The organism is uncultured Hymenobacter sp., assembly GCF_964242765.1.
Taxonomy (GTDB): domain Bacteria; phylum Bacteroidota; class Bacteroidia; order Cytophagales; family Hymenobacteraceae; genus Hymenobacter.
This window is the reverse complement of the sequence record NZ_CAXTBM010000020.1, coordinates 14,146-35,679: the sequence shown is the minus strand read 5'-3', so window position 1 is coordinate 35,679 and position 21,534 is coordinate 14,146. Positions and strand designations below refer to the sequence as shown.

Genomic DNA, 21,534 nt, shown 5'->3' with positions numbered 1-21,534 from the left:
AAATGCTAGAATTTCGACACTTTTGTTCCCGAATTCCAGTCACTGCATCAGCTACCTCTATATCCATTCTCTAATGTCGCAACACAAAGAAGTCAAGCTCGTGACTACGCACCAGTTGCTGGCCATGAAACGGCGGGGCGAGAAAATTTCCATGCTCACGGCTTATGACTTTTCAATGGCGACTATCCTCGATGGTGCGGGGATTGACGTGCTTTTAGTTGGCGATTCGGCTTCCAACGTTATGGCCGGCCACGAAACCACCTTGCCCATCACCCTCGACCAGATGATTTATCATGCTTCGTCGGTTGTGCGGGCCGTGAAGCGAGCTTTCGTGGTTGTTGATATGCCTTTTGGCTCGTATCAAGGAAACTCTTCAGAGGCGCTGCGCTCCGCTATCCGTATCATGAAGGAATCGGGCGGGCACGGCATAAAAGTGGAAGGCGGCGCTGAAATCAAGGATTCCATTACTCGTATTCTGACGGCCGGTATTCCGGTGATGGGGCATCTTGGCCTCACACCACAAAGCATTTATAAGTTTGGCACGTATACCGTGCGGGCCAAGGAAGAGGTAGAAGCGCAAAAGCTTCTCGAAGACGCTATTCTGCTGGAAGAACTCGGTTGTTTTGCGGTAGTACTGGAAAAAATTCCGTCCGCGCTGGCCAAGCAGGTAGCCGAGAAACTCACAATTCCCGTTATTGGCATCGGCGCTGGCCCCGACGTAGACGGACAAGTTTTGGTTGTACACGACATGCTAGGCATTACCAAAGAATTTAAGCCTCGTTTTCTGCGCCGCTACGCCGACTTAGGTGACGTAATGCACAACGCCGTACAACGCTACATCGAGGATGTTAAAAGCCGGGACTTTCCCAGCACCGAAGAAGCCTATTAATTTAATTGCAACAAGCAAGTATCAATGAGCAGCAAGCAATTGTCATTGATACGTTCTGCGCGAACATGCGCCGATGCTCGGCTGTTGCTCACCGTTCATTGCTGATTATTTACTAGTGAATCGTCCGAATCTGTGGTCGGAGCGGAAGGAAATTCTGTTCGAAGACAATCATCTCCTCGTTATTAACAAGCCAGCCGGCCTGCTCGTGCAGGGCGACGCCACTGGCGACGAACCTCTTTCTTCGAAAGCTGAAGAGTACTTGCGCTTCAAGTACAAAAAGCCCGGTGCAGCCTTCATTGGAGTGGCGCACCGCATCGACCGGCCCGTGAGTGGCATCGTGATACTGGCCAAAACCAGCAAAGCGCTGAGTAGGCTAAATGAAATGTTTCGCGACAACAAAATTCACAAAACCTACTGGGCCTTGACCGGCAAATGCCCCGATCCGACTAGCGGCCACCTTACCCATTGGCTGGTGAAAGATCCTATTCGCAATACCACAAAAGCTTATACCGAGCGCCACGGTCAGGGCCAAAAGTCCGACCTCGACTATACCGTATTAGGACAGGCTGGCACTCGCTATCTGGTGCAGGTAAACCCAATTACAGGTCGTCCGCACCAGATTCGGGTGCAATTGGCTACCGGGTTAGGGACGCCCATTGTCGGTGATGTGAAGTATGGTTTCCTGGCTCCGCTGCCTGATGTGAGCATTGCGTTGCACGCCCGGCAATTGGAGTTGCAACACCCAGTTACCAAGGAAGACATGAAGTTTGTGGCCCCACTACCCGATATGCCGCATTGGGAAGCAGCAGTAGCATACTATTAGGCTTCGCTTCTAGGAGCTATTGCCAAAGTTATCAGTTGCCTTCAGCCCTCAACCCTCCGTGTGATTGGTGAATAGTTACTATAAGCAGTGCCTAAAGAAAACATCAATCAGAACAAGGCGTGCTTCAGTTAAAAGTAAAACTATAACAACATTTTGGCCTTTCTATTCCGAAAATTGCACTCAGTAAATACTGGCCGTAGTTTTGTGAAAGCACTTCTGAACTAAAGGCTTGCATTTGGGCTTTGCCACCTGAAGCGCCCGCATCCGACTTCGATTCTCATCTATTTTCGCCATGGCAATTCTCGTATTCTTTGTTGCCCACTACTACTTGTCGCTGTTCACGCAGACGTTCTACCTGCACCGTTACGCAGCGCACAAGATGTTCACGATGAACAAGTTTTGGGAGAAATTCTTTTTCCTGTTCACTTACATCTGCCAAGGCTCTTCGTTTCTGTCGCCGCGGGCTTATGCGTTGTTGCACCGCATGCACCACGCGTATTCGGATACCGAAATGGACCCGCACTCGCCTCATTTCTCCTCGAATGCTTTTGCGATGATGTGGAAGACCAAGGTGATTTACGGTGAAGTAGTGGAAAATACCCATGATGCTGCCAAGCGTTTTGAAGGCGACACGCCAGAGTGGAAATGGCTGGATTGGTTTGGAGGCACCGCGTATTCCCGCTTAGGCTGGGGCACGCTGTACGTGCTGTTTTATATAAATTTCGCCACGGCATGGTGGCAATACTTACTGTTGCCGATGCACTTTTTGATGGGTCCTTTGCACGGCGCTATCGTGAACTGGGGCGGCCACAAGTATGGCTACCAGAACTTCGACAACCACGACAAATCCAAAAATACGCTGGCGCTGGACTTTCTCGCCTTCGGGGAGTTGTTCCAGAACAACCACCACAAACTACCGATGCGCGTGAACTTCGGCGTGAAGTGGTGGGAATTTGACCCTACGTACGTGTTCATCTGGACCATGGACAAAGCAGGCATTATCAAAATCAAGCGCAAGCAGAAAGCGCAGAAAATGCGAGTGGCTGCATAGCTTTAGTTTACGAGCAACAAAAAAGCCTGTTCCACTTCGGAACAGGCTTTTTTGTTGCTCGTAAATGGCGTCCACTGTTATTTCTGCATCACCATTACGCCATTCATCAAGAAAGTAGTGCCCTCGGCGGCTACCATGTTGTAAACCTTTTGCACGCCGCCTGCCCGCTCCTTTTTCTGTAGCACCGTGTAGGGTTCGTACGTTTGGGAAACCTTATTGAAGCATAGAACCTCTTCTCCCTCCGTAATCTCGCTTATCTTTTTAGAGCCGCTACGCGTCATCATCGGGTGATTGGGTGTGGCTTCCAGCACTTGGCTAAGCAAGTGAATTTCGGTAGCCGAAGCACTTACTTGCTGTTGGGCCGTTGCCACTACCAGCTTGGTAAGGGCATAGTTGCTTGCTTCGTGCGCTACCAACTCCTGCACCCGCGTGACGGCAGCCTGCTTGGTTTCGGGGTCGACTGTCACTACTTGGTCGCCGGGGCGGATGTCGCGCAGCAGCTTTCGGCCGCCGTTGGCCATAGCCACTTCTTGGTCGCCGGGGAAGCAAATATCGTTGCCGTAGGTGGCCGATTCCACTTTCAGGTCTTTGCCTTGGTTGATGTTCTTGTACTGCTGAAAACTCATCTCCTTGGACAGCACGTAAGAGAGCTTGAGCACAAAATTCTTTTCTTCCTTGTCGATGGCATGAATGTCCTCGAAGTATTGCTCCCACACGTTGCCGGCCGCCGTGAAGTCGGGTACTAGTACTTGGTAGCGCTTGCCTTTTTCGTTGGCGTAGCACACCATCAGCCCTATTTCCTGCATGCCCTCTTTGGCGAGCAGCTTATAGAGGTCGATGCGCTTCTTTAAGCCGTCGTCGCCGGTAATGAAGTAGGGCTTGCGCGTTTCGTAGCGGTCCAGGATGTAGGCGTTTTCAAACTTGACGTAGGTTTCAGTACCCGGGTCCTTGATCTGAAATGTTTTGGCCTTTTTATACTCGTCCAGGGTCAACGGGCGCGGATTGGTTTGCGCCTGTGCGGCCCCCACGCTGGCTAGCGAGAAAGCCAAGGTTAGTAGCTGTTTACGCATATTCAAAAGCTTTATTTACAGATAGTAGGGTTAGGACAGTTGCTTGAAGGCCGCGGCAAAAGCCTGCATTTCATCCATGCGGCCAATGCTGACCCGACACCAGTCTTGGTTGTTGAACTTCCAATTACGGATGCCGACTCCGCGCTGCGCCATTTCTTCTACGAAGCGCTTGCCGTCCATCTTCAGTGGAAACATCACGAAGTTGGCCGACGACGGGATGTAGGAGTAGCCTTCCAACTTTAGCGTGTCGTAGAGAAACTGGCGGGAGGCTAGAGTCTTCTGCAAAGCCTCTTTCATAAATGCCTGATCTTGGTAGGCGACGAGTGCGCCCCGTATAGCCGGCGCCGAAATGCTCATGCCCCCCACGGCATACTTGCTCAGGATTTTGATGGTCTCGGGCTGTGCCACGATGTAGCCGACCCGCATGCCCGCAAAGCCATAGAGCTTGGAGAAGGTACGCGCCACAATTACGTTCTGCCCCTTCTTCACCGCCTCAATCATCGTGACGCTCTGCGGGTCGGGCAAGTAGTCGATGTAAGCCTCATCAATGAAAACGGGCACTTTCTGGGATACTCGCTCCGTGAAGGCCTTAAGCTTGGCGGCATCCAGCACCGTCCCGGTTGGGTTGTTTGGGTTGCATAGGTACATGAGGGCGGTAGTAGCGTCCACCTTCTTCTCCATGGCCTCAAGGTCGAGCTTATACTCGGTTGTTAGCGGCACCTCCACGATGGTGGTACTAAGGTCTTTGGCGCTATCCGGCAAATCCCGGTAAGACGGCGCCCCGGTAATGATGGCCCCGCCTTTCCGGGAAAAGTGGATGGCGGCGGCTTGAAGCAACGGGCTGGAGCCGGCATCTACTAGTATATGCTCGGGCGTGACCCCCTCAAATGTGGCAATCTTCTGCACCAGCTCCCGCGCGTACATAGCCGGGTACTGATAACTGGTCGATAGCGCCTCCATCATCGCCTGCTTCACCTTTTCCGAAGGCCCAAACGGATTCTCATTCGCCAGCAGCCGCGCCTTTATTTGCGGCGGACTACCCAACAAGGCCGCTTCATCCGTCAGTTGCTCGCCGAGAGCGGAGACGGGCGGACTTGCTGCCAAAGCGGTAAGTCCCGAAGGTAACAAGGTAAGGCCACCGGCCAGCAGCGCGCCGGATTTCAACCAGGCACGCCGATTCATTGAAGTTTTCATAGTACTTAGGAGTTAGAAGGTTGTTCTGAAATTAATGGCCGCTCGTACTCGGGTAGCTGATGCGCTGCGCGCTTAAGCGCCCGTGCACGGCCGTCGCTACGCTCCGCGCCGACTCGAACGCGCCGGCCATCCAGGCGGTGAGGTAGGTGGTGTGTTCTCCGGCGAAATACACGTTTTTCTCTGGTTTCAGTAAGGCTGCGTAGTGCGTTTTGCGCTCGTCGGCGCTGTAGAGCGCCCAGCCACCGAGGCTGTAGGGCTGCTTTTGCCAACTTACGGAAAAAGACTGCTCAAACTCCTTGGCATATTGCGGGTGCACGAGCTGCCCTTTTTGCAGCGCCAGCTTTTCCCGCTCCTGGTAAGTCAACTCGCCGACCTTCTTGGCCTTCTCGTTGAAATTGTAGTAGCCAATCAATATCCCCTTCTTGCTTAGGTAGTCGTAAGACGGGTAGAAGATCTGCGTCAATTCGTTGTTGGTGTGCGTGATGCCGCCAAAGATTTGCTCGTCTTCCTCCCAGAACCGCCGCTTGAACTGCAACCCGATTTTACTGGTCTGGATGTAAGGCACAAAGTCGATGGCGCGACTGACATCCGCCGAAAAGTTGTGACTGATGTTGCTAAGCACAGGCAACGGCAACGTGCAGATGCACAGGTCGCCCGTCAATTCGTGCGTACCCTTCTGGTCTTTGTAAGTAACTTTCACGCCTTCCGGCTGGTTCTGAATAGCTATTACTTCGGCTCCCAGTTGAATACTGCCCGCCACTTTCTTTTCCAGCGCTTTGGCAATCTGCTCCATGCCGCCCACGGCCTGGAACATCGTCATTTGCAACTCGTACGTATACTCCGCCACGTTGTAGAAATCGGGGTCCAGCAAACCCGATTGAATAATTTCGGCCAGTTTAAGTGGATTTCCGAGCTTACCGGCTTTCGAACCGGCTCCCGGCGCCTCGGAGTAGCCGCGCCGGGCCGAGGCTTTATAGAGCTTGTCGATATCCAGGCCTCCTTCGGCTCGCAAGTACTCCAGCACCTTGGCGGCATCCTCCGGCGTAAGGCCGGTTTCCAGTTTTTTCTGATCGAGCGCCTTGGCCAGCAACTCGCTCATGTAGCCGCGCATATCATTGTGTACTTCCCGGGCGCGCACTTTCTGGTTAGACAAAGTTCCTTTGCCTTCCGCGTAGTAATAAGTGCCCTCATTCACATTGTTATAGACCTCTAGCGGCACGCCCAGTTCCCGGCAGTAGTGCATGGTGAGCTGGTGGTGGTGCGGAATGCGCGACGGGCCGGCGTTGAAGTAGAGTCCCTCATCGAAGCGCGCGGTCTGGGGCGGATTAGTTGTTTCCGTTGCGGTAGCACCCCTCCGGACGCTCCAGCAGCGGCCACCCGTGCGGGTGCGAGCCTCCAGAATGGTACAGTGGTAACCTAGCTTGGTAAGTTCGTACGCTGCCGTCATACCGGCTAGCCCGGCGCCGAGAATCAGAACGTGCTTGCCCTTACCGCTGCCCCGCAATTGAAAGGCATGTGCCGGGGCGGCGGGCAATAGATTTAGCGCCAATATAGCCGGATACGCCGCGGCACCTAAAACAGCACTTTTGGTTAAGAAGTCTCTGCGTGATAAAGATTTCAAAATCTGTATGCGTTGGTAGCATTCATAAGCTAGCAATACTTATGCGCACTTAAAAACTTGTTAACTAAAATAGATTTTCTGCTATTAATTTGTTAAGGGCACTTAATCAGCAGCTTACAAAAGTTGTTTGGAAACCCAAAGTACGAGTTCAGGCTTGTACCCTGCCTTAGCTGCCGTTGAGGTCAGGGGCCGCTTGGTTGGCACGCTGAGGCGGCCGTTATAAGCGCTATATTTTTGTGTGCTCTTCCTCGCTTCAAGCAAATCTTTGAAATCAGTATAGTTAACTAGCGCTTTTCCTTTTACCTTTGCACCTCATTTTCAATCAGACGCACGAGATGCGTCGCTTAACCAACTTGGTTTATGGCAGTTAAAATCCGCCTCGCCCGTCGTGGCCGCAAAAAGGCCGCTCAATTCGATATCGTTGTTGCCGACTCCCGCTCCCCGCGTGACGGCCGCTTTATCGAGAAACTTGGCACCTACGACCCCAACACAAACCCTGCTTCCATCAATTTTGATGGCGACAAGGCGTTCGATTGGATCATGAAAGGCGCACAGCCTACCGATACGGTTCGGGCCATGCTCTCTTATCGTGGTGTTCTTTACCGCAAGCACTTGCAGCTAGGTGTTATCAAAGGTGCTATTTCGCAGGAAACTGCCGACCAGCGCTACACCGACTGGAAAGAGCAGAAAGATGCTAAGATCGAAGGCAAGCGTAGCTCGCTTGGCTCGGCTAAAGACGATGCTCGTGTAGCTCGTCTGGCTGCTGAAACCAAAGTAAAGGAAGCTCGTGCTGAGGCGCTGCGTAAGAAAAACACGCCAGCTCCCGTGGAAGCTCCTGCTGCCGAAGGTGAAACCGCCGACGCTGAAGCTTCAGCCACAACTACCGAAGAAGCTAGCGCTTAAGCTTTTTGCTGGTAATCGAAGGAGAGGTGATTAGGAATTGAGTGATTGGAATGCGCCGGCTTCTGATTACTCGCTCCTAATCACCTCTCCTCATTTACTGAACTTTCTACCCTTATGACCCTCGACGACTGCTATTTGCTCGGTTCCATCGGTAAGCCCCACGGCCTGAAAGGGTTTGTCATGGCTTTTTTGGATGTAGATGACCTTGATGCGTACCGCAAGGTGAAATCGGTATTAGTGGAAATGCCTGCTACTCCCGGCAAGTTGACTACCTACGAGGTGGAAAAGCTCCAACCGCAGGCCGAGAACCGAGCTTTACTAAAACTAAAGGGTATTGACCGAATAGAGGAAGCGGAACCCCTACGCAATGCCAAGCTTTACCGCCCGCTAGAGGAGTTGCCTAAGTTGGAAGAAGACCAGTTCTACTTCCACGATGTAATCGGCTACACGGTAGTAGACGAGCAATTAGGTGAGTTAGGAGTCGTGGAAACCTTTTACGAGCTACCTCAGCAAGACTTGCTAGCCATGCGCTACAAAGGCCAAGAAGTGCTGATTCCGGTAGTAGACGAGTTGATTTCTCATGCCGACCAAGTGGGCAAGAAGCTGCACGTGCAACTACCCGAAGGCCTGCTTGACGTGTATCTTACACCACCCTCCCGCGAGCGGGACGAACCCGACGAATTCGACGAGGCATAGCCTACTTTCCTAAGCTCGTATGCGTATCGACATCGTAACGTGCCAGCCGGATTTGCTGGTCAGCCCCTTCGCGCATTCCATTGTGAAACGCGCCCAGGACAAAGGGTTAGCCGAAATTCACCTGCACGACTTACGCCGCTACGCCATCAACAAGCACGGGCAGATCGATGACTACGTGTTTGGCGGTGGGGCCGGCATGGTGCTACGAGTTGAGCCGATTGCAGCTTGTTTTGACGAGTTACTGGCCCAGCGCAGATACGATGCCGTCATCTACATGACCCCCGACGGAGAAACCATGCGGCAGCCGCTGGTCAACCGCCTGTCGCTGGCAGACAACTTGCTGGTTCTGTGTGGCCACTATAAAGGCGTAGATGAACGAATCCGGCAAGCCTACATCACCCACGAAATTAGTGTTGGTGACTATGTACTGAGTGGTGGCGAGTTGGGCGCGGCGGTGCTAGTCGATGCGGTGGTCCGTTTATTACCGGGCGTGCTGGGCAACGAGGAATCAGCGTTAAGCGATTCGTTTCAGGATAACCTGTTGGCGCCACCGGTATATACTCGTCCGGCGGAATGGCGGGGGCAAGAAGTACCAGAGATTTTGCTCTCCGGCAATACCCCCCAAATTGATGTCTGGCGGCATGATCAGGCGTTGGAGAGAACCCAAAAGCGCCGCCCAGATCTTTTACACGAGTAACCAAGCCCTTAAGTAACTGAGCATTTTCGGCTAACGACCCGTCAATAAGGTAGTACTGATTCACTCAGCCACTCAGTTACTTGCAACGGAAGTTGCAATCATCAAACAAGAGCGCTATATTTGCGCCTCTTTACCCGAAACCATAGACGGCGCGGCCGTCCTTTCACAGTTTTTTCAGCCATGAGCGTACTACTCGATTTTATTCAGCAGGAATCCCAGGAGCGCCGCGCCAGCTTCCCTAGTTTTGCTGCCGGCGACACGATCAACGTCCACGTAAAGATTCGCGAGGGCAACAAGGAGCGTATTCAGCAGTTTCAGGGTGTCGTTATTCAGCGTAAGAACCCTAACTCCAACGGTGAGACATTTACCGTTCGTAAGATTTCCAACCAGATTGGTACCGAGCGTATTTTCCCTCTCTTGTCGCCCAACATCGACAAAATCGAGGTAATCCGCCGTGGCAAAGTCCGTCGGGCTCGTCTGTTCTATCTGCGTGGTTTGTCGGGCAAAGCGGCTCGTATCAAAGAGAAGCGTTTAAACATAGCCGAAAAGGTTACTGCTTAAGCTCTCTGCTAGTCATAAAAAAGCCGGCCCGCTCTTTACAGAGCGGGCCGGCTTTTTTATGACTAGCTCGGATTGCTCTAACGATTCGCAGAGTCCTTCTGCAAGTCTTCTTCACTTGAGGCTTGTGGATTTTGCACTTGCTTGGCAGCTTTCAGCAGGTTCTCGCCTAGCTTCGTGACGCGTTCCGAGGTATTCGGGTTGTCGGCGAATATGGCCGCCTTGATCGTATTCTCGCCAAGACGTCCTAGGAGTTGCCCTACTAGCTTGGAGTCAATGGAACCACCACCGAAGTGCGCTTTCAGGGCCTGCAAATCAACTACTATCTGATGTAGTTCGGGGTTGCTGACATCTTTTACATCTTCTATCCAGCGTTGCAATGCGTTGTCGAGGCCGGCGCGGTTGGTTTCCTCGAATAGGTCACCGGTCAGAATTTTGCTGGTGCCGTCGAGGTGGTTCTGGTGTTGAGTGTCGTCTTTGGGCTGTTTGTGGAAGGACATGGCGCTGTAATTGGGCCGCCGTAGCGGGATTAGAAAGTACTGCCTGTGCAAACGACGGGTACCTAGCAAAGGTTGTAGCGCAGCCATACGCAACAGATCGTTACTTTCGTTTCTGTGTCGTCTCGTCCCTTGTTGCCCCATATGAAAAAACTTATAATCGGCTTCTGGCTGACTGCGCTACCCTTACTGGTACTGGCGCAGCCCACAGCCAAACCCGTGGCCCCTACCGCTTATTGGCAGCAACAGGTCAACTATTCTATTGACGTAACGCTAAACGACCAGCAGCATGTACTAACGGGCCGTGAAGAGTTGGTATACACCAATAACTCTCCTTCGGCCCTTCCCTTCATCTGGTTCCATTTGTGGCCCAACGCTTACCGCGACGACAAGACTGCTTTTGCTCGGCAACAACTCCGTAATAATAGCCGCAAGTTTCACTTTTCAACTGCCCAACAGCGCGGCTTTATCGACCAGCTTGACTTTCAGGTGAATGGGCAGCCTGCCAAGTTAGAGTATGACCCTGAAAGCCCGGATATGGCCAAACTGCTGTTGCCGCAGCGGCTGGCCGCTGGCGCCAGCGTTACAATCACCACGCCGTTTCGGGTGAAAATTCCCGATTCCTTCTCGCGCTTCGGCCATGTAGACCAGAGTTATCAGATCACGCAGTGGTACCCCAAGCCAGCCGTCTACGACCGGAAAGGCTGGCACCCGATTCCTTATCTCGACCAAGGCGAATTCTACTCGGAGTTTGGCTCTTTTGATGTTCGTATTACCCTTCCCGCCAACTACACCGTGGGTGCTACCGGCGTGCTGCAAAACGCGGAAGAGCAAACCCGTCTCGACCAGTTGGCCGCGGCCACAGCACTCAAGAAAACCGCAGCAGACTTCGGCGACGACCTAACGTTTCCTGCTTCCGCCACCGCAACCAAAACATTGCGCTACGTGCAGGACCGCGTACACGATTTTGCCTGGTTTGCCGACAAGCGCTTCAACGTACTGAAAAGCGGCGTCACGCTGCCCTCGGGTCGGCAGGTAGCCACGTGGGTGATGTTCACCAACAAGGAAGCTGCTAAGTGGCGGAAAGGCCTCCAGGACGTCGACTCGGCTGTGGTATATTACTCGCGTTGGGTAGGCGAATATCCCTATAGCGCCGCCACTGCCGTAGATGGCGCCCTGAGCGCCGGCTCGGGCATGGAGTACCCCATGGTAACTGTCACGGAGCCAGCAGCAATTGTGCACGAAGTAGGCCATAACTGGTTTTATGGCATCCTGGCGTCCAATGAGCGAGACTTTGGCTGGATGGACGAAGGTGTAAACTCTTATGTAGAAAACCGTGTGGCCGAATTGCACGGAGAAAGTGGTGGCATTTTGGCGGGCCTGCCTACTACAGGTACCGGCGCACGGCTCCTTAGCATCGACGGCCTGCCCAACTCGGCGCTGAGCCATATTCCCTACCAAGCAGTAGCTAGCCGTGGCCTCGATCAGCCAATCAGCAACGTTACTTCGGCCGATTACGGCAAGCTCAATTACGCCGTCATCATGTATGGCAAGACGGCGTCTTTGCTGAAGTACTTGGCAGCGTATTTGGGGCAGGCAAAGTTCGATGTAGCTATGCGCGCTTACTACGAGCAGTGGCAGTTCCGCCACCCCTATCCAGAGGATATGCAGGCAGTATTCGAGCAAACCGCTGGTCAGAAACTAACTTGGTTTTTTGGGCCAATGCTCAATGGCACCTACCGCTACAACGCCGTAATAGCCAAGTCGAAGCAGGAAAAAGGGCAGCGTAAAGTACTGATTCGCAATGACTCCCCTACTCCTTTCCCATTTCCAGTCGCTACGCTCGATGCGCAAGGCAGGGTGCTAGAAACGCAATGGACAGTTCCTTTCACCAATACCGATGAAGACGACAGTGCCGTGCTACGGTTTCGGGAAGAAGGCGTAGCAGCCATTGTTGCCGATCCTGAATATCTCACGCCCCAACTTAATCGGCGCGACGACCACTTGCGGACTGCTGGGTTTCTGCGGGCCTTAGAGCCAGTGAAATTACGACCCGTGATAAGTCCGGAGCGTTGGGACCGAGCGGCTGTCAATTGGTTTCCCGTACTGGGCGCTAACACGTCAGACAAGTTTATGCTAGGCGCTGCTTTTTACAATAGCCCGATTAACGTTAAGAAGTTCAGCTACTTAGCTATGCCTATGTACAGCTTCAATCAGAAGGAGCTAAACGGTATTGGTTTTTTGAACCTGAATATTTTACCGGTTCAAGTTACGCGCCGAGCCGTGCTGGGCGTCGTAGTACAGCGCTTCGAGCGTTATCGTAAGGTGGAACCAAGTTTGACGCTTCAGTTGCCCCACACAGCCTTCGACAAGCCGCAGCACACTGTGAAGCTAGCCAATACAGCTGTCTACAACCAAGACGCGCGTGTTACGGCTAGTATTCAGTCGTTGGAGTATGGCTTAGGCATCAGTAATGCCCTTCGCCGTTGGAATGCACATGCCGAACTCAACTATTTTACCCCCAACCTTTCCGAAGATAATAAGCGCACGGTAGCGGCATTAGTTCGGGCTGAAGTTAACCACATACGGTATTATTCGCCCAAAAAGACTTTTTCAATACGTTTGTTCGGGGGCAGCTTCTTGCAAAAGGCTAACGATGCACCTTTTGCCATGGGTCTGAGCGGTAGCTTCGACTACCGCCGTCAAACTATGTTCCTCGACCGACAGCAAATTTCGCCAAGCTTAGCCAGACAGGAGCACCAGTTCGATGATCGTGACGGTGCTTTCAAAGCCAATGTACCGGTCGCAAGTCGTCGCTGGCTTACTACCCTTAATTTGCAGGCTGATTTGCCAGTAACTCCACTTGGCGTATTCGCGGATTTTGGGGCTACTAAGGAGAAAATCCAGGTGGTGGCGGGCCGCAGCCCACAACGGCTGTATTATGACGCCGGAGTGAGCTTGCCCCTTATCAATCGGGTACTGAGCTTTTATTTTCCGGTGGCCGGCTCCCAGTACAGCAACGGATTTCCTTCCTCTCGCAAGGACTTCACCAATCACATCCGCTTCGTGCTGCGCCTCGACCAATTAAATCCGTTTCGGTTGCTCGATGAGCAGCTAGCTCACTAGTCTATTTTTATTGTTCCTCTTTTCACGTGTCTGGCATGCGCTATTCCGGTGGCTTCGTAGTGTTGTTGCTGAGTGAGCTGTTTGGAGGCTGCACCCCACACTACGAAGAGCTGCCCACCTTTTCGGCGGAGCGGAAGCTTTTGCAGGTGGTTGTAGAAATGCCAGCCGGAACCAACCATGCCCGCCACTACGACCCAACCAGCCACGACTTCGTGTCCGTACGTCGGGCTGGCCTCGATTTGGTTGTCGAGTTTCTGCCGTGCCCCGGCAACCAAGGCTTTATACCCGGCACCCGCTTAGGTGCAGCCGCTAGGCCTTTATCGGCGCTTGTACTTGCAGAAACTCAACCAGCGAGTACTATACTGGAAGTAGTACCCATAGGTATGCTCACGCTCGACGACAATGGCGTGCTAAAGCCGATAATACTGGCGGTACCAGCCCGCCCTAGTCAGCAAATTTTACCTGACGTAGTTACCTGGCAAGCTCTAATTAGCCGCTATCCAGGTGCTCGAGAAGTCATCCGGCAATGGTTTTTGCACCAAGGGCGCCCTAACGAAATACGAATTGCGAGTTGGAAAGACGAAAAAGCAGCCGAAAAGCAAGTGAAAGAGGCTATGAACTGAACCACAGCCTCTCTTGAAATAGTAGCAACAACAAGAAACAGATACTTATTTAGTCTGTCAGCAAGAGGTGGACAGGACCTAGTTTTGTTTTACAGCTTGATAGAATAATGATATATTAGACAAGAGTTTATAGGCAAAACCAGATATGGTAGTAAAACGAGAAAGCCGCTCCTACGGAAGCGGCTTTCTTGCTAATGGCCTGTACAATTTGACAGCACGTTAGTATCTAGACTCGTTGCTACTATTCAATCTTGTTCATGCGCTCTTTTACGGCCTCTAGCGCAACGCGCATGTTTACAATGTCGGCGCGAGCTGCTTCCTGCTCCTTAAGGTTCAAGTCTACCTGGTTGTTGTACTGAAGCAATTCAGCGGCATTCTGAGCCAATTGCTGCTGAATTTCAACCTTCTTCAACTTGTTCTTGTCAATGTCTTTTTTGATGGCATCCGATTTTTGAATCACTGCCATATGGTTGTTCTGCGATGACACCAGGGACTTTTCCGCTTCGGCTACCTGCACGGCAAGGTCCTCACGGTACAGCATCCGAGCGAAGTCTTTTAGGTACTTCTCGCTGGCTTTCCACTGTACAGGGGTAGCTTCTTTGCTTAGATAAGCATTGCCTAAGTCGATAGACCACCATACCGACGTACCGGTAGGAGTGGCGTCTACCTTGCTGATCACGCGAACAGGCGTCTTCGAAACATCTTCGATAACAACACCTTCAAGTTGGTAAACGCCCTTGTCGGCCTTCACTTTGTTGCCGAACTGCGTGTCAAGATGCTTTTTCCAGGAATCATCTACGCGCTTACTGTCCAACTGAATAGTTACGCGCTGGCCTTTACGGGGAATCCCTTTGATAGCCATGTCCGTTTCATCAACGGGTGATTTCTGTGCGTAGCCAGTCGCCGTCAGCACAAAAAACAACAGGGAGAGGAGTACGCCTTTTTTCATGTGAATGAGGTAATTAATGATACGTTAGTCTCGTTTAAGTCCGGTTTTTACATTTCGGCTCTTCAAATTTAACTACTCCCCATACATCTCCCTACGCCTTGGAATGTTTTTTTTTGGTTAAATGATCTTTTATTAAATAGGTTATACCACATGTTGATAAACTGACAAAAATGCTATTTATCAGCCATCTCAAGTCCTCTCCCAAAGACACGTGAATTCCGAAACAAAATCAACTACTCGCGGTTTCCTTCTCCTATGCCTGTAACTGTCTGCCGAAAAGAACACTTCAATGCCGCGCACCGTCTGCATAATCCTGCCTGGAGCGACGAGCAGAATCAACGCATTTTTGGTAAATGCAACAACCCTCACTACCACGGCCACAACTACGAGCTCATCGTACGCCTGACTGGGGAAACCAATCCGGAAACCGGCTACGTGTATGACATGAAGCGGTTGAGCGACCTCATTAAACGCGAAATTCTGGATACCTTTGATCATCGGAACCTAAATCTGGACACCGAGGAATTCCGTCAGCTTAACCCAACCGCCGAGAATATTGCGGTTGTTATCTGGAATCGGTTGCGTGAGCATTTAGATCCCCAACTGAGCCTCTCGGTTACTTTGTATGAGACCGAGCGCAACTTTGTAGAATATCATGGATAAATCTGTGCCTAGCCCAGTTGGGGGTACCCCACCCGTCGATACCCACCTCTCGGCTGATTTACGCACTCCACTCCGCTCCGACGCCTTTGCTCTCTCCGATGAGGAAAAGATAGCCGGTATAACCGAGCACTTTCGCGAGATTATGCACCTGTTGGGCCTCGACTTAACCGATGACAGCCTAGCGGGCACGCCTCGCCGAGTGGCCAAAATGTACGTGCAAGAGTGGTTCCGGGGACTCTCGCCGGACCATCGACCGGAGGTGCGTCTTTTTGACAACCGTTATCAATACGAACAGATGCTGGTGGAGCGCGACATTACGCTTTTCTCTTGCTGTGAGCACCACTTTGTTCCTATTATTGGTAAGGCTCACGTGGCTTACTTGCCCGGAGAGCATGTAGTTGGTCTAAGCAAGCTCAATCGTGTCGTGCAGTATTATGCTCGTCGGCCACAAGTGCAGGAGCGCCTCACCCGTCAGATTGCCGAAGAACTGAAACACGCACTTCATACCGATAATGTGGCGGTACTTATTGAAGCCGACCATTTGTGTGTGATGAGCCGCGGAGTAAACGACACCAGCAGTTCCACCCTTACGGCGGAGTACGGGGGCGTTTTTGGAGAGGATGCCGCTTTGCGAGCCGAATTTTTGCGCTTGATTGGCAAATGAGTTTTAAGGCAGATTGCAGGTTTTTCTGGTTTTAGTTATAGGTTGCCGTATGTTTTCAATCTAGGCACCCGAAAGCAGCTCTTTGCCCTGCAACTACACACCTCAAGCACCCTACGCCATGTCTCGTAAAGTCCTCATCAGCGGTGGTACAGGAATGATTGGCACCCGCCTTGCCGAGATGCTTATTGATGCGGGCTACGAGGTAGCACTGCTTAGTCGGCAGCCTAGCACTGGCCACTACCGCAGCTTTCGTTGGGATTTGCGAGCAGGCACTATCGACGAAGCCGCTGTGCCCTACGCCGATTACGTTATTAATTTGGCTGGCTCCAGCGTTTCAGATGGCAAATGGACTGAAGAGCGCAAACGCGAAATTCTAACGAGCCGCTTGGGCGGTACCGCTTTATTGGCCCGTGAGTTAGCCAAGGATGGCCACCATGTGCGGGCGTTTGTTTCAGCCTCGGCCATTGGCATTTACGGGGATAGTGGCGACCAAGTAGTGAACGAAGAAACGTCTCCCGCTTCGGCCACTGATTTTCTGGTGGATGTTTCGCAGCGCTGGGAGTTAGCGGCGCACGATGTGGAACGCCTCGGCATCCGGACTATTATTACTCGTATAGGCATTGTGTTGAGCCCGGAAGGCGGGGCGCTGGTGCCGCTGGCACGTACCGTGAAGATGATGGCTGGTGCACCGCTTGGCACTGGTCGGCAGTACATGTCCTGGATTCACCTCGACGACCTGTGCCGCCTCTTGATGCAGATGCTAGAGGAGCCGCAGTGGCAAGGCACTTACAATGCTGTTTCGCCGAACCCCGTCACCAACAAAGAATTCACGGAAACCTTGGCCAGCGTCCTACACCGCCCGTTGGTGTTGCCCAAGGTGCCGGAGTTTGCTCTGAATCTGATGATGGGCGAAATGAGTGAAATTGTGTTAGCCAGCCAGCGAGTTAGCGCCGAGAAAGTACTTCGGCAGGGCTTCACATTCGAATATCCCCACCTGAAGCCAGCGCTGGAGTCGTTTTACGAAGAGGAGTAACGGCGGCTGATGCGAACGTTGTTGCGAGTACCGCTGGTTTTTGCACAAACTGAATAGCAGAAGTAAAGTGTTGCCAATAGCAACATGCTATGCAACTATCTAGGAGGAACTAGGCTCCTCTTTACATGAAAAAAACCTTACTCCTGTTGTCTGCGGCCACACTATTATCCTCTGCCACCTGCTGTCGAGAAGATGTTGAAATGCCGAGCCCGTCCCAACCAATAGCCTGCACGCTCGTGCCCGAGCCAGGCATGTGTAACGCGGCGTTTGTTCGCTACTACTACGATCCTAAAGAAAAGAAGTGCAAACAGTTCGTTTGGGGTGGTTGTAACGGTGTCGTACCTTTCGTTACGCTACAAGAATGCTTGGACTGCGGCTGCGACCAATCCAACAACTAACTTTTACAAGCTGTCCGGTACGGGCAAGGCGCCACTGTTGAGGTTTTCCAGCAGATTATCTACCACAATCGTATCGACGGCCTCGGGCTGACGACGGCGCGGCTGCTCGGAAACGCATTGGTAGCGGCGCGTGATTTTGCCGGGGTACTTCGGGAACGGACCCATGGTAATGCCGAGGTCGGAATCCTCGTATACTTTCTCCATATACGTGCCGAAGATGGGTAATGCCGTACGGCCGCCTTCGCCCTGCTGGGAGCCCTGAAAGTGGATGCTCCGGTCTTCGCCGCCCACCCAAACGCCCGTGACAAGGTCTTTGGTGACGCCCATGTACCAGCCGTCGGAGTAGTTGGAAGTGGTACCGGTTTTGCCGCCAATCTGGTTGTTTTTCTTCCACAATTCATACTCCCACAGGGCCTGCGAAGTGCCACCCGGCTCGTCCATGCCGCCGCGCAGCATGTAGAGCATCAGCCACGCCGTTTCCGGCGGGATGGCGCGTCGTTGCTTGGGGTCGAATTGCTTGATGACGTTGCCGTTGCGGTCCTCGATGCGCGTCACAATCATAGGGTCGGACTGAAACCCTTGGTTGACGAAGGTGCTGTAGGCATTCACCATTTCGTACACGCTCACGTCGCCGCCCGATCCGAGGCCGATGCTAGGCACGGGCAGCAGAGGGCTCTTGATGCCTACTTTATGGGCATATTTGGCCACGTTGTCCCACCCAACCCGTTCGGTTAGTTGCGCCGTAACCGAATTCACGGAACGGGCCATAGCTTGGCGCAGCGTCATATTGATGCCCGTGTACTCGCGCGTCACGTTGTCGGGCTTCCACTCCATATCCTTGCCGTTCTCAACGTAGTTGATGGTTACACGCTTATCCTGAATTCGGTCGCAGGGGGCGTAGCCGTTGTCGATGGCCGTGAGGTAGACGAACGGCTTGAAGGTGGAGCCGGCCTGGCGCTTGCCTTGCTTGACATGGTCGTACTGGAAGAACCGATAGTTGAGGCCGCCTACCCACGCCTTTATCTGGCCGGTGAAGGGGTCCATGGTCATCATGCCGGCGTGCAGGAAATGCTTGTAGTACGCCAGCGAATCGAGCGGGGAAAGGAGCAGCGTGGTGTCGCCGTCGCCTTTCCAGGTGAATACTTTGGTGGGGTGCTTGTGGTGCAAAGCCGAATCGAGGCGGGCAGGCTGGCCTTTGTAGCGTTCGGCCAGGGCCTTGTACTGCTCGGTTCGCTTCATCTGGGTTTCAATGAAGTTGGGAATTTCATTGCCATCCTCGTCCACCCACGGGTTCTTGTCACGGTTGCGCCAGAAACGGTCGAACTGCTGTTGCAGCCGCTTCATCCGGTCCTGCACCGATTCCTCAGCGTACTGCTGCATCCGCGAATCGATGGTGGTGTAGATTTTCAGCCCGTCGCGGTACATATCGAAGCCATTCTTCTCGCACCACTCGTTTACGAACTGGCTCACGGCCCCGCGGAAATACGTAGGCGGGCCGTCGATGTGCTGCTCGAACTGGTACCTGAGCTGGATAGGCTGCGCCTGGAGCGCGGCAACTTCGGCGACGGGCAGCACGCCTGCCTGCCCCATGCGCGTGAGCACCAGGTTGCGGCGCTTGCGGGCCGCCTCGGGGTGAAAGCGCGGGTTATAGGCCGTTGGGTTGTTGAGCATACCCACGAGCGTGGCGGCTTGCTCGGCCGTGAGGCTGTCGGGGGAGGTGCTAAAGAACGTTTTGGCGGCTACTTTGATACCGTAGGCTTTCGAGCCGTACTCCACCGTGTTGAAATACATCCGCAGTATCTCCTCTTTGGTGTAGCGGCGCTCCAGCTCCACGGCCGTGAGCCACTCTTTGGTTTTGCTGATGAGTGTACTCACCCCCGGAATGTAGCCGAGGCCACCACGGGTTTCGCCACGGCGGGTTTTATAGAGGTTCTTGGCGAGCTGCTGGGTGATGGTGGAACCACCGCCGCTGGGGTTGCCGCTCAACACCCCCGTAGCAGCGCGGCCTAAAGCCGTCAGGTCGATGCCGGAATGCTCGTAGAAGCGGACGTCTTCGGTGGCAATGAGGGCTTTGATGAGAAGCGGCGAAATCTTGTTCAACGTCACCGGCACGCGGTTTTCGCGGAAATATTTGCCGATCAGCACCCCATCGGCGGTGTAGATTTCCGAGGGCTGCTCCACCTTGGGGTCTTCCAGCTCTTCTAAACTAGGCGACTTGCCGAAGAGGAACATGAAGTTCATGCTCACCAGGATAGGATAAAGCAGAAACGTGCCGACGCCCAACACAAAAAAGGCCCAGATGGCACGCGTTACGCGGTTCGACCAAGGACGGCGCGGTCGGGGAATGGGGTTCGTTTTCAGCGTTTCTGGAGCGGACATTCAGAGCAGATTGGGCGGCGGCGTCCTGGGGTGACAGGTCAAGAAGTGGTAAATATACCAGTTAGGCGCGGGCTGACCGGTCGTTTCTGTCGTTTTGCCACGGAATCGGCCTTACTACAAAGCTTTATATTATTGAAAACAAGCAACTTACCACTCTAGATACTCGACCTCGTTTCTTTCAGTGCCTAACAACGAAATAGTGGATGCATATGGTGTATTGAGGTAGGGCACGCAGCTCTAAATACTGGTCAGCCCCACAGCAACGCTACAATCACTAGCAACACCGCTAGCCCCACACCTATTGCGGTAGCCCCAATGGCTGCCAAATACCACATCAGCCGCCAACCCGGATGCTCGACGTGCATGGCCACCTGCCACAGCCACACAATACCTACCGGCGGCAACGTAACGAGGCATGCCATGGCAATCCATTCCGCCACTGTGGCAGCAGCAGGCGTGTTTGGGAAAAGCTCTTTTTCAAGCTTGATGCTAACGAAAGCGCCAATCAGTGCCCCCAGCATCCACCACAAGGAAGTAGGTACCAGGCGTAACGCGCGGGCAGCAAAGGTTTGGAGATAATTCATTGGAAACTACAGTCACCGACAGCGCAGAGCACCATCTTAAAGCAGAGAAATAGCCAAGGAACAAGCGTAGCCACATGGAACAGCACACATATCTTCAAAACCAAGCTGCGCTTGGTTTCTTCGGTGTTATAGCGTGCGCTATTCCACAGCGGCTTGGTGCTCAGCTGAAAGACAAACCAGTTGCTTACTACTGGCAGAATCAGCCACACCCATTCATTGTGCACCAAGCTGTTATAGTTGTTGTACTGCTGCCTATTCCCGATGCCTGAGTAGCACCATTCAGGCCATTGCGTCCAAAGCCACTGCACCGCCACTACGGCAACCAATACCCCCAGCGCCCGACCAGGCGAAGGTAGAGCAGGGTAATTGTCGGGCGTAATCATAAGCGTGCTGCGCTTTCCACTTTGTGCCCGCTATGAACCGCTTCTGCCAAGGCAATTAAGCTCACGCCCATTCCCACTAGATAGCCGACACTCAGCAACCCGGCTGCTTCATGCAGTTCGGCCTTCATTTCCGCCGACTGAAACAAGAGCACGCAAAAGAATTCGTGCACAAAGCTGAAGCTCCACAGCAACAAGGCGCGGTGCGGGTTGCTGGTGCCGCGCACCAGCCGCCAGCGCAGGAAGTACAGGAGCAAGCCCGGAATGGCGACGCCGAACAGGACCCCAAAAACCAGCCAGATATTCATACCCAGAATGGTTAGCGTATCCTTGAGTTGTTGCGCAGCCGTCAGCCAGCAACTCAGTTGCGTGCTTTTCGGTGGTAGAGAAGTAGTTAGTTGATTTTCCATGAAGTAGAGAATTGAGTTTAGTTACCAAGTAGTACCTCAGTTCCTTGCGGCGACCAAAGCATCATCAGGGAAAACAGCGTACCCAGCAGCACCAAAAGCAGCAGACCACTCACGGGCAGCACACCCCTGAGCAGGCGTTGGCGGCGAGAATCAGGGTCGGCGGCGCGCTCTTGCCAGGTAAGCAACGTGGCTAGTGCCGCTACATCGCCAACACAGATAAGCAAGCCCACAGCGGTAAGGGAAAGTTGAAGGAGCATAGGAGTGCAGTAAGGAGTTGATGGGTTTGTGAAGTGGTTGGTTGTGCGTTGAAGCTTCTGCTTCTACAG

Annotated in this window: 23 protein-coding genes; 13 read left to right on the top strand and 10 right to left on the bottom strand. The window is 53.1% G+C overall.

What is annotated here, in order from left to right:
• Window positions 1-73 precede the first annotated feature (73 nt).
• From panB to ACFE7X_RS10620, 3 genes are all read left to right on the top strand, one after another.
• Complete coding sequence (panB, locus tag ACFE7X_RS10630) at window positions 74-889, top strand: 3-methyl-2-oxobutanoate hydroxymethyltransferase (RefSeq protein ID WP_375435641.1); 816 nt, start codon at window positions 74-76, stop codon at window positions 887-889.
• Window positions 890-1,004: 115 nt separating this feature from the next.
• Window positions 1,005-1,712, top strand: coding sequence for an RluA family pseudouridine synthase (locus tag ACFE7X_RS10625; protein WP_375435640.1), 708 nt, complete (start codon window positions 1,005-1,007; stop codon window positions 1,710-1,712).
• Window positions 1,713-2,004: 292 nt separating this feature from the next.
• Window positions 2,005-2,763, top strand: a complete 759-nt coding sequence (locus ACFE7X_RS10620) for an acyl-CoA desaturase (RefSeq protein WP_375435639.1) — start codon at window positions 2,005-2,007, stop codon at window positions 2,761-2,763.
• A gap of 77 nt (window positions 2,764-2,840) precedes the next feature.
• On the opposite strand, the gene ACFE7X_RS10615 is transcribed toward ACFE7X_RS10620, so the two are convergent.
• Genes ACFE7X_RS10615 through ACFE7X_RS10605 form a run of 3 tightly spaced genes read right to left on the bottom strand, consistent with a single transcriptional unit; the run spans window position 2,841 to window position 6,648 of the window.
• Window positions 2,841-3,833 carry a Hint domain-containing protein gene (locus ACFE7X_RS10615; RefSeq protein ID WP_375435638.1) on the bottom strand — a complete coding sequence of 331 codons (993 nt, stop codon included), beginning with the start codon at window positions 3,831-3,833 and terminating at the stop codon, window positions 2,841-2,843.
• Between the two features lie 30 nt (window positions 3,834-3,863).
• Window positions 3,864-5,027, bottom strand: a complete 1,164-nt coding sequence (locus tag ACFE7X_RS10610; protein WP_375435637.1) for a pyridoxal phosphate-dependent aminotransferase — start codon at window positions 5,025-5,027, stop codon at window positions 3,864-3,866.
• Window positions 5,028-5,058: 31 nt separating this feature from the next.
• Complete coding sequence (locus tag ACFE7X_RS10605; protein ID WP_375435636.1) at window positions 5,059-6,648, bottom strand: flavin monoamine oxidase family protein; 1,590 nt, start codon at window positions 6,646-6,648, stop codon at window positions 5,059-5,061.
• A gap of 360 nt (window positions 6,649-7,008) precedes the next feature.
• Between ACFE7X_RS10605 and ACFE7X_RS10600 the strand changes: the two genes are divergently transcribed.
• The 4 genes from ACFE7X_RS10600 (at window position 7,009) to rplS (ending at window position 9,505) form a co-directional block, all read left to right on the top strand.
• On the top strand, window positions 7,009-7,551 hold the full coding sequence (locus ACFE7X_RS10600; RefSeq protein WP_375435635.1) for a 30S ribosomal protein S16: 543 nt from the start codon (window positions 7,009-7,011) through the stop codon (window positions 7,549-7,551).
• 114 nt (window positions 7,552-7,665) lie between these two features.
• Window positions 7,666-8,247 (top strand): ribosome maturation factor RimM, encoded by a 582-nt coding sequence (rimM, locus tag ACFE7X_RS10595; protein WP_375435634.1) that lies wholly within the window; start codon window positions 7,666-7,668, stop codon window positions 8,245-8,247.
• 19 nt (window positions 8,248-8,266) lie between these two features.
• Window positions 8,267-8,944: a tRNA (guanosine(37)-N1)-methyltransferase TrmD gene (gene trmD / locus ACFE7X_RS10590; RefSeq protein WP_375435633.1), complete on the top strand. Its 678-nt coding sequence runs from the start codon at window positions 8,267-8,269 to the stop codon at window positions 8,942-8,944.
• A gap of 180 nt (window positions 8,945-9,124) precedes the next feature.
• A complete protein-coding gene (gene rplS / locus ACFE7X_RS10585) occupies window positions 9,125-9,505 on the top strand; it encodes a 50S ribosomal protein L19 (RefSeq protein WP_277232047.1) in 381 nt (126 codons plus the stop codon).
• 77 nt (window positions 9,506-9,582) lie between these two features.
• Here the strand turns inward: rplS and ACFE7X_RS10580 are convergent, their stop codons facing one another.
• The gene (locus ACFE7X_RS10580) at window positions 9,583-10,002 is read right to left on the bottom strand and encodes a hypothetical protein (protein WP_375435632.1); all 420 of its coding nucleotides are present in this window, start codon (window positions 10,000-10,002) and stop codon (window positions 9,583-9,585) included.
• Window positions 10,003-10,143: 141 nt separating this feature from the next.
• Here ACFE7X_RS10580 and ACFE7X_RS10575 point away from each other — a divergent pair, with 141 nt between their 5' ends.
• A complete protein-coding gene (locus ACFE7X_RS10575; protein WP_375435631.1) occupies window positions 10,144-13,125 on the top strand; it encodes a M1 family metallopeptidase in 2,982 nt (993 codons plus the stop codon).
• Between the two features lie 35 nt (window positions 13,126-13,160).
• Complete coding sequence (locus ACFE7X_RS10570; protein WP_375435630.1) at window positions 13,161-13,748, top strand: inorganic diphosphatase; 588 nt, start codon at window positions 13,161-13,163, stop codon at window positions 13,746-13,748.
• Window positions 13,749-13,989: 241 nt separating this feature from the next.
• On the opposite strand, the gene ACFE7X_RS10565 is transcribed toward ACFE7X_RS10570, so the two are convergent.
• On the bottom strand, window positions 13,990-14,697 hold the full coding sequence (locus tag ACFE7X_RS10565) for a DNA repair ATPase (RefSeq protein ID WP_375435629.1): 708 nt from the start codon (window positions 14,695-14,697) through the stop codon (window positions 13,990-13,992).
• A 255-nt stretch (window positions 14,698-14,952) separates the two neighbouring features.
• Between ACFE7X_RS10565 and ACFE7X_RS10560 the strand changes: the two genes are divergently transcribed.
• From ACFE7X_RS10560 to ACFE7X_RS10545, 4 genes are all read left to right on the top strand, one after another.
• Entirely contained in the window at window positions 14,953-15,360 is a 408-nt protein-coding gene (locus ACFE7X_RS10560) for a 6-pyruvoyl tetrahydropterin synthase family protein (RefSeq protein WP_375435628.1), read from the top strand.
• A complete protein-coding gene (folE, locus tag ACFE7X_RS10555) occupies window positions 15,353-16,024 on the top strand; it encodes a GTP cyclohydrolase I FolE (RefSeq protein ID WP_375435627.1) in 672 nt (223 codons plus the stop codon). The genes ACFE7X_RS10560 and folE overlap by 8 nt, the downstream gene beginning before the upstream one ends.
• Before the next feature lie 118 nt (window positions 16,025-16,142).
• On the top strand, window positions 16,143-17,057 hold the full coding sequence (locus ACFE7X_RS10550) for a TIGR01777 family oxidoreductase (RefSeq protein WP_375435626.1): 915 nt from the start codon (window positions 16,143-16,145) through the stop codon (window positions 17,055-17,057).
• A gap of 125 nt (window positions 17,058-17,182) precedes the next feature.
• Complete coding sequence (locus tag ACFE7X_RS10545; protein WP_375435625.1) at window positions 17,183-17,455, top strand: BPTI/Kunitz-type proteinase inhibitor domain-containing protein; 273 nt, start codon at window positions 17,183-17,185, stop codon at window positions 17,453-17,455.
• A gap of 3 nt (window positions 17,456-17,458) precedes the next feature.
• On the opposite strand, the gene ACFE7X_RS10540 is transcribed toward ACFE7X_RS10545, so the two are convergent.
• The 5 genes from ACFE7X_RS10540 to ACFE7X_RS10520 form a co-directional block, all read right to left on the bottom strand.
• Window positions 17,459-19,834, bottom strand: coding sequence for a transglycosylase domain-containing protein (locus ACFE7X_RS10540; RefSeq protein WP_375435624.1), 2,376 nt, complete (start codon window positions 19,832-19,834; stop codon window positions 17,459-17,461).
• Between the two features lie 248 nt (window positions 19,835-20,082).
• Window positions 20,083-20,418: a hypothetical protein gene (locus ACFE7X_RS10535; protein ID WP_375435623.1), complete on the bottom strand. Its 336-nt coding sequence runs from the start codon at window positions 20,416-20,418 to the stop codon at window positions 20,083-20,085.
• Window positions 20,415-20,801 carry a hypothetical protein gene (locus ACFE7X_RS10530; RefSeq protein ID WP_375435622.1) on the bottom strand — a complete coding sequence of 129 codons (387 nt, stop codon included), beginning with the start codon at window positions 20,799-20,801 and terminating at the stop codon, window positions 20,415-20,417. The genes ACFE7X_RS10535 and ACFE7X_RS10530 overlap by 4 nt, the downstream gene beginning before the upstream one ends.
• Complete coding sequence (locus tag ACFE7X_RS10525; RefSeq protein WP_375435621.1) at window positions 20,798-21,208, bottom strand: hypothetical protein; 411 nt, start codon at window positions 21,206-21,208, stop codon at window positions 20,798-20,800. The genes ACFE7X_RS10530 and ACFE7X_RS10525 overlap by 4 nt, the downstream gene beginning before the upstream one ends.
• Window positions 21,209-21,225: 17 nt before the next feature.
• Window positions 21,226-21,465 carry a hypothetical protein gene (locus ACFE7X_RS10520; protein WP_375435620.1) on the bottom strand — a complete coding sequence of 80 codons (240 nt, stop codon included), beginning with the start codon at window positions 21,463-21,465 and terminating at the stop codon, window positions 21,226-21,228.
• Window positions 21,466-21,534 lie beyond the last annotated feature (69 nt).

Excerpts from the sequence above, each read along its gene's own strand:
- folE (WP_375435627.1), top strand. The coding sequence starts at position 15,353 with ATGGATAAATCTGTGCCTAGCCCAGTTGGGGGTACCCCACCCGTCGAT.
- ACFE7X_RS10570 (WP_375435630.1), top strand. The coding sequence starts at position 13,161 with ATGCGCTATTCCGGTGGCTTCGTAGTGTTGTTGCTGAGTGAGCTGTTT.
- ACFE7X_RS10610 (WP_375435637.1), bottom strand. The coding sequence starts at position 5,027 with ATGAAAACTTCAATGAATCGGCGTGCCTGGTTGAAATCCGGCGCGCTG.
- ACFE7X_RS10525 (WP_375435621.1), bottom strand. The coding sequence starts at position 21,208 with ATGGAAAATCAACTAACTACTTCTCTACCACCGAAAAGCACGCAACTG.
- ACFE7X_RS10575 (WP_375435631.1), top strand. The coding sequence starts at position 10,144 with ATGAAAAAACTTATAATCGGCTTCTGGCTGACTGCGCTACCCTTACTG.
- panB (WP_375435641.1), top strand. The coding sequence starts at position 74 with ATGTCGCAACACAAAGAAGTCAAGCTCGTGACTACGCACCAGTTGCTG.
- ACFE7X_RS10545 (WP_375435625.1), top strand. The coding sequence starts at position 17,183 with ATGAAAAAAACCTTACTCCTGTTGTCTGCGGCCACACTATTATCCTCT.
- trmD (WP_375435633.1), top strand. The coding sequence starts at position 8,267 with ATGCGTATCGACATCGTAACGTGCCAGCCGGATTTGCTGGTCAGCCCC.
- ACFE7X_RS10520 (WP_375435620.1), bottom strand. The coding sequence starts at position 21,465 with ATGCTCCTTCAACTTTCCCTTACCGCTGTGGGCTTGCTTATCTGTGTT.
- ACFE7X_RS10550 (WP_375435626.1), top strand. The coding sequence starts at position 16,143 with ATGTCTCGTAAAGTCCTCATCAGCGGTGGTACAGGAATGATTGGCACC.
- ACFE7X_RS10615 (WP_375435638.1), bottom strand. The coding sequence starts at position 3,833 with ATGCGTAAACAGCTACTAACCTTGGCTTTCTCGCTAGCCAGCGTGGGG.
- rimM (WP_375435634.1), top strand. The coding sequence starts at position 7,666 with ATGACCCTCGACGACTGCTATTTGCTCGGTTCCATCGGTAAGCCCCAC.
- ACFE7X_RS10565 (WP_375435629.1), bottom strand. The coding sequence starts at position 14,697 with ATGAAAAAAGGCGTACTCCTCTCCCTGTTGTTTTTTGTGCTGACGGCG.
- ACFE7X_RS10580 (WP_375435632.1), bottom strand. The coding sequence starts at position 10,002 with ATGTCCTTCCACAAACAGCCCAAAGACGACACTCAACACCAGAACCAC.
- ACFE7X_RS10620 (WP_375435639.1), top strand. The coding sequence starts at position 2,005 with ATGGCAATTCTCGTATTCTTTGTTGCCCACTACTACTTGTCGCTGTTC.
- ACFE7X_RS10530 (WP_375435622.1), bottom strand. The coding sequence starts at position 20,801 with ATGATTACGCCCGACAATTACCCTGCTCTACCTTCGCCTGGTCGGGCG.
- ACFE7X_RS10535 (WP_375435623.1), bottom strand. The coding sequence starts at position 20,418 with ATGAATTATCTCCAAACCTTTGCTGCCCGCGCGTTACGCCTGGTACCT.
- ACFE7X_RS10560 (WP_375435628.1), top strand. The coding sequence starts at position 14,953 with ATGCCTGTAACTGTCTGCCGAAAAGAACACTTCAATGCCGCGCACCGT.
- ACFE7X_RS10540 (WP_375435624.1), bottom strand. The coding sequence starts at position 19,834 with ATGTCCGCTCCAGAAACGCTGAAAACGAACCCCATTCCCCGACCGCGC.
- ACFE7X_RS10600 (WP_375435635.1), top strand. The coding sequence starts at position 7,009 with ATGGCAGTTAAAATCCGCCTCGCCCGTCGTGGCCGCAAAAAGGCCGCT.
- rplS (WP_277232047.1), top strand. The coding sequence starts at position 9,125 with ATGAGCGTACTACTCGATTTTATTCAGCAGGAATCCCAGGAGCGCCGC.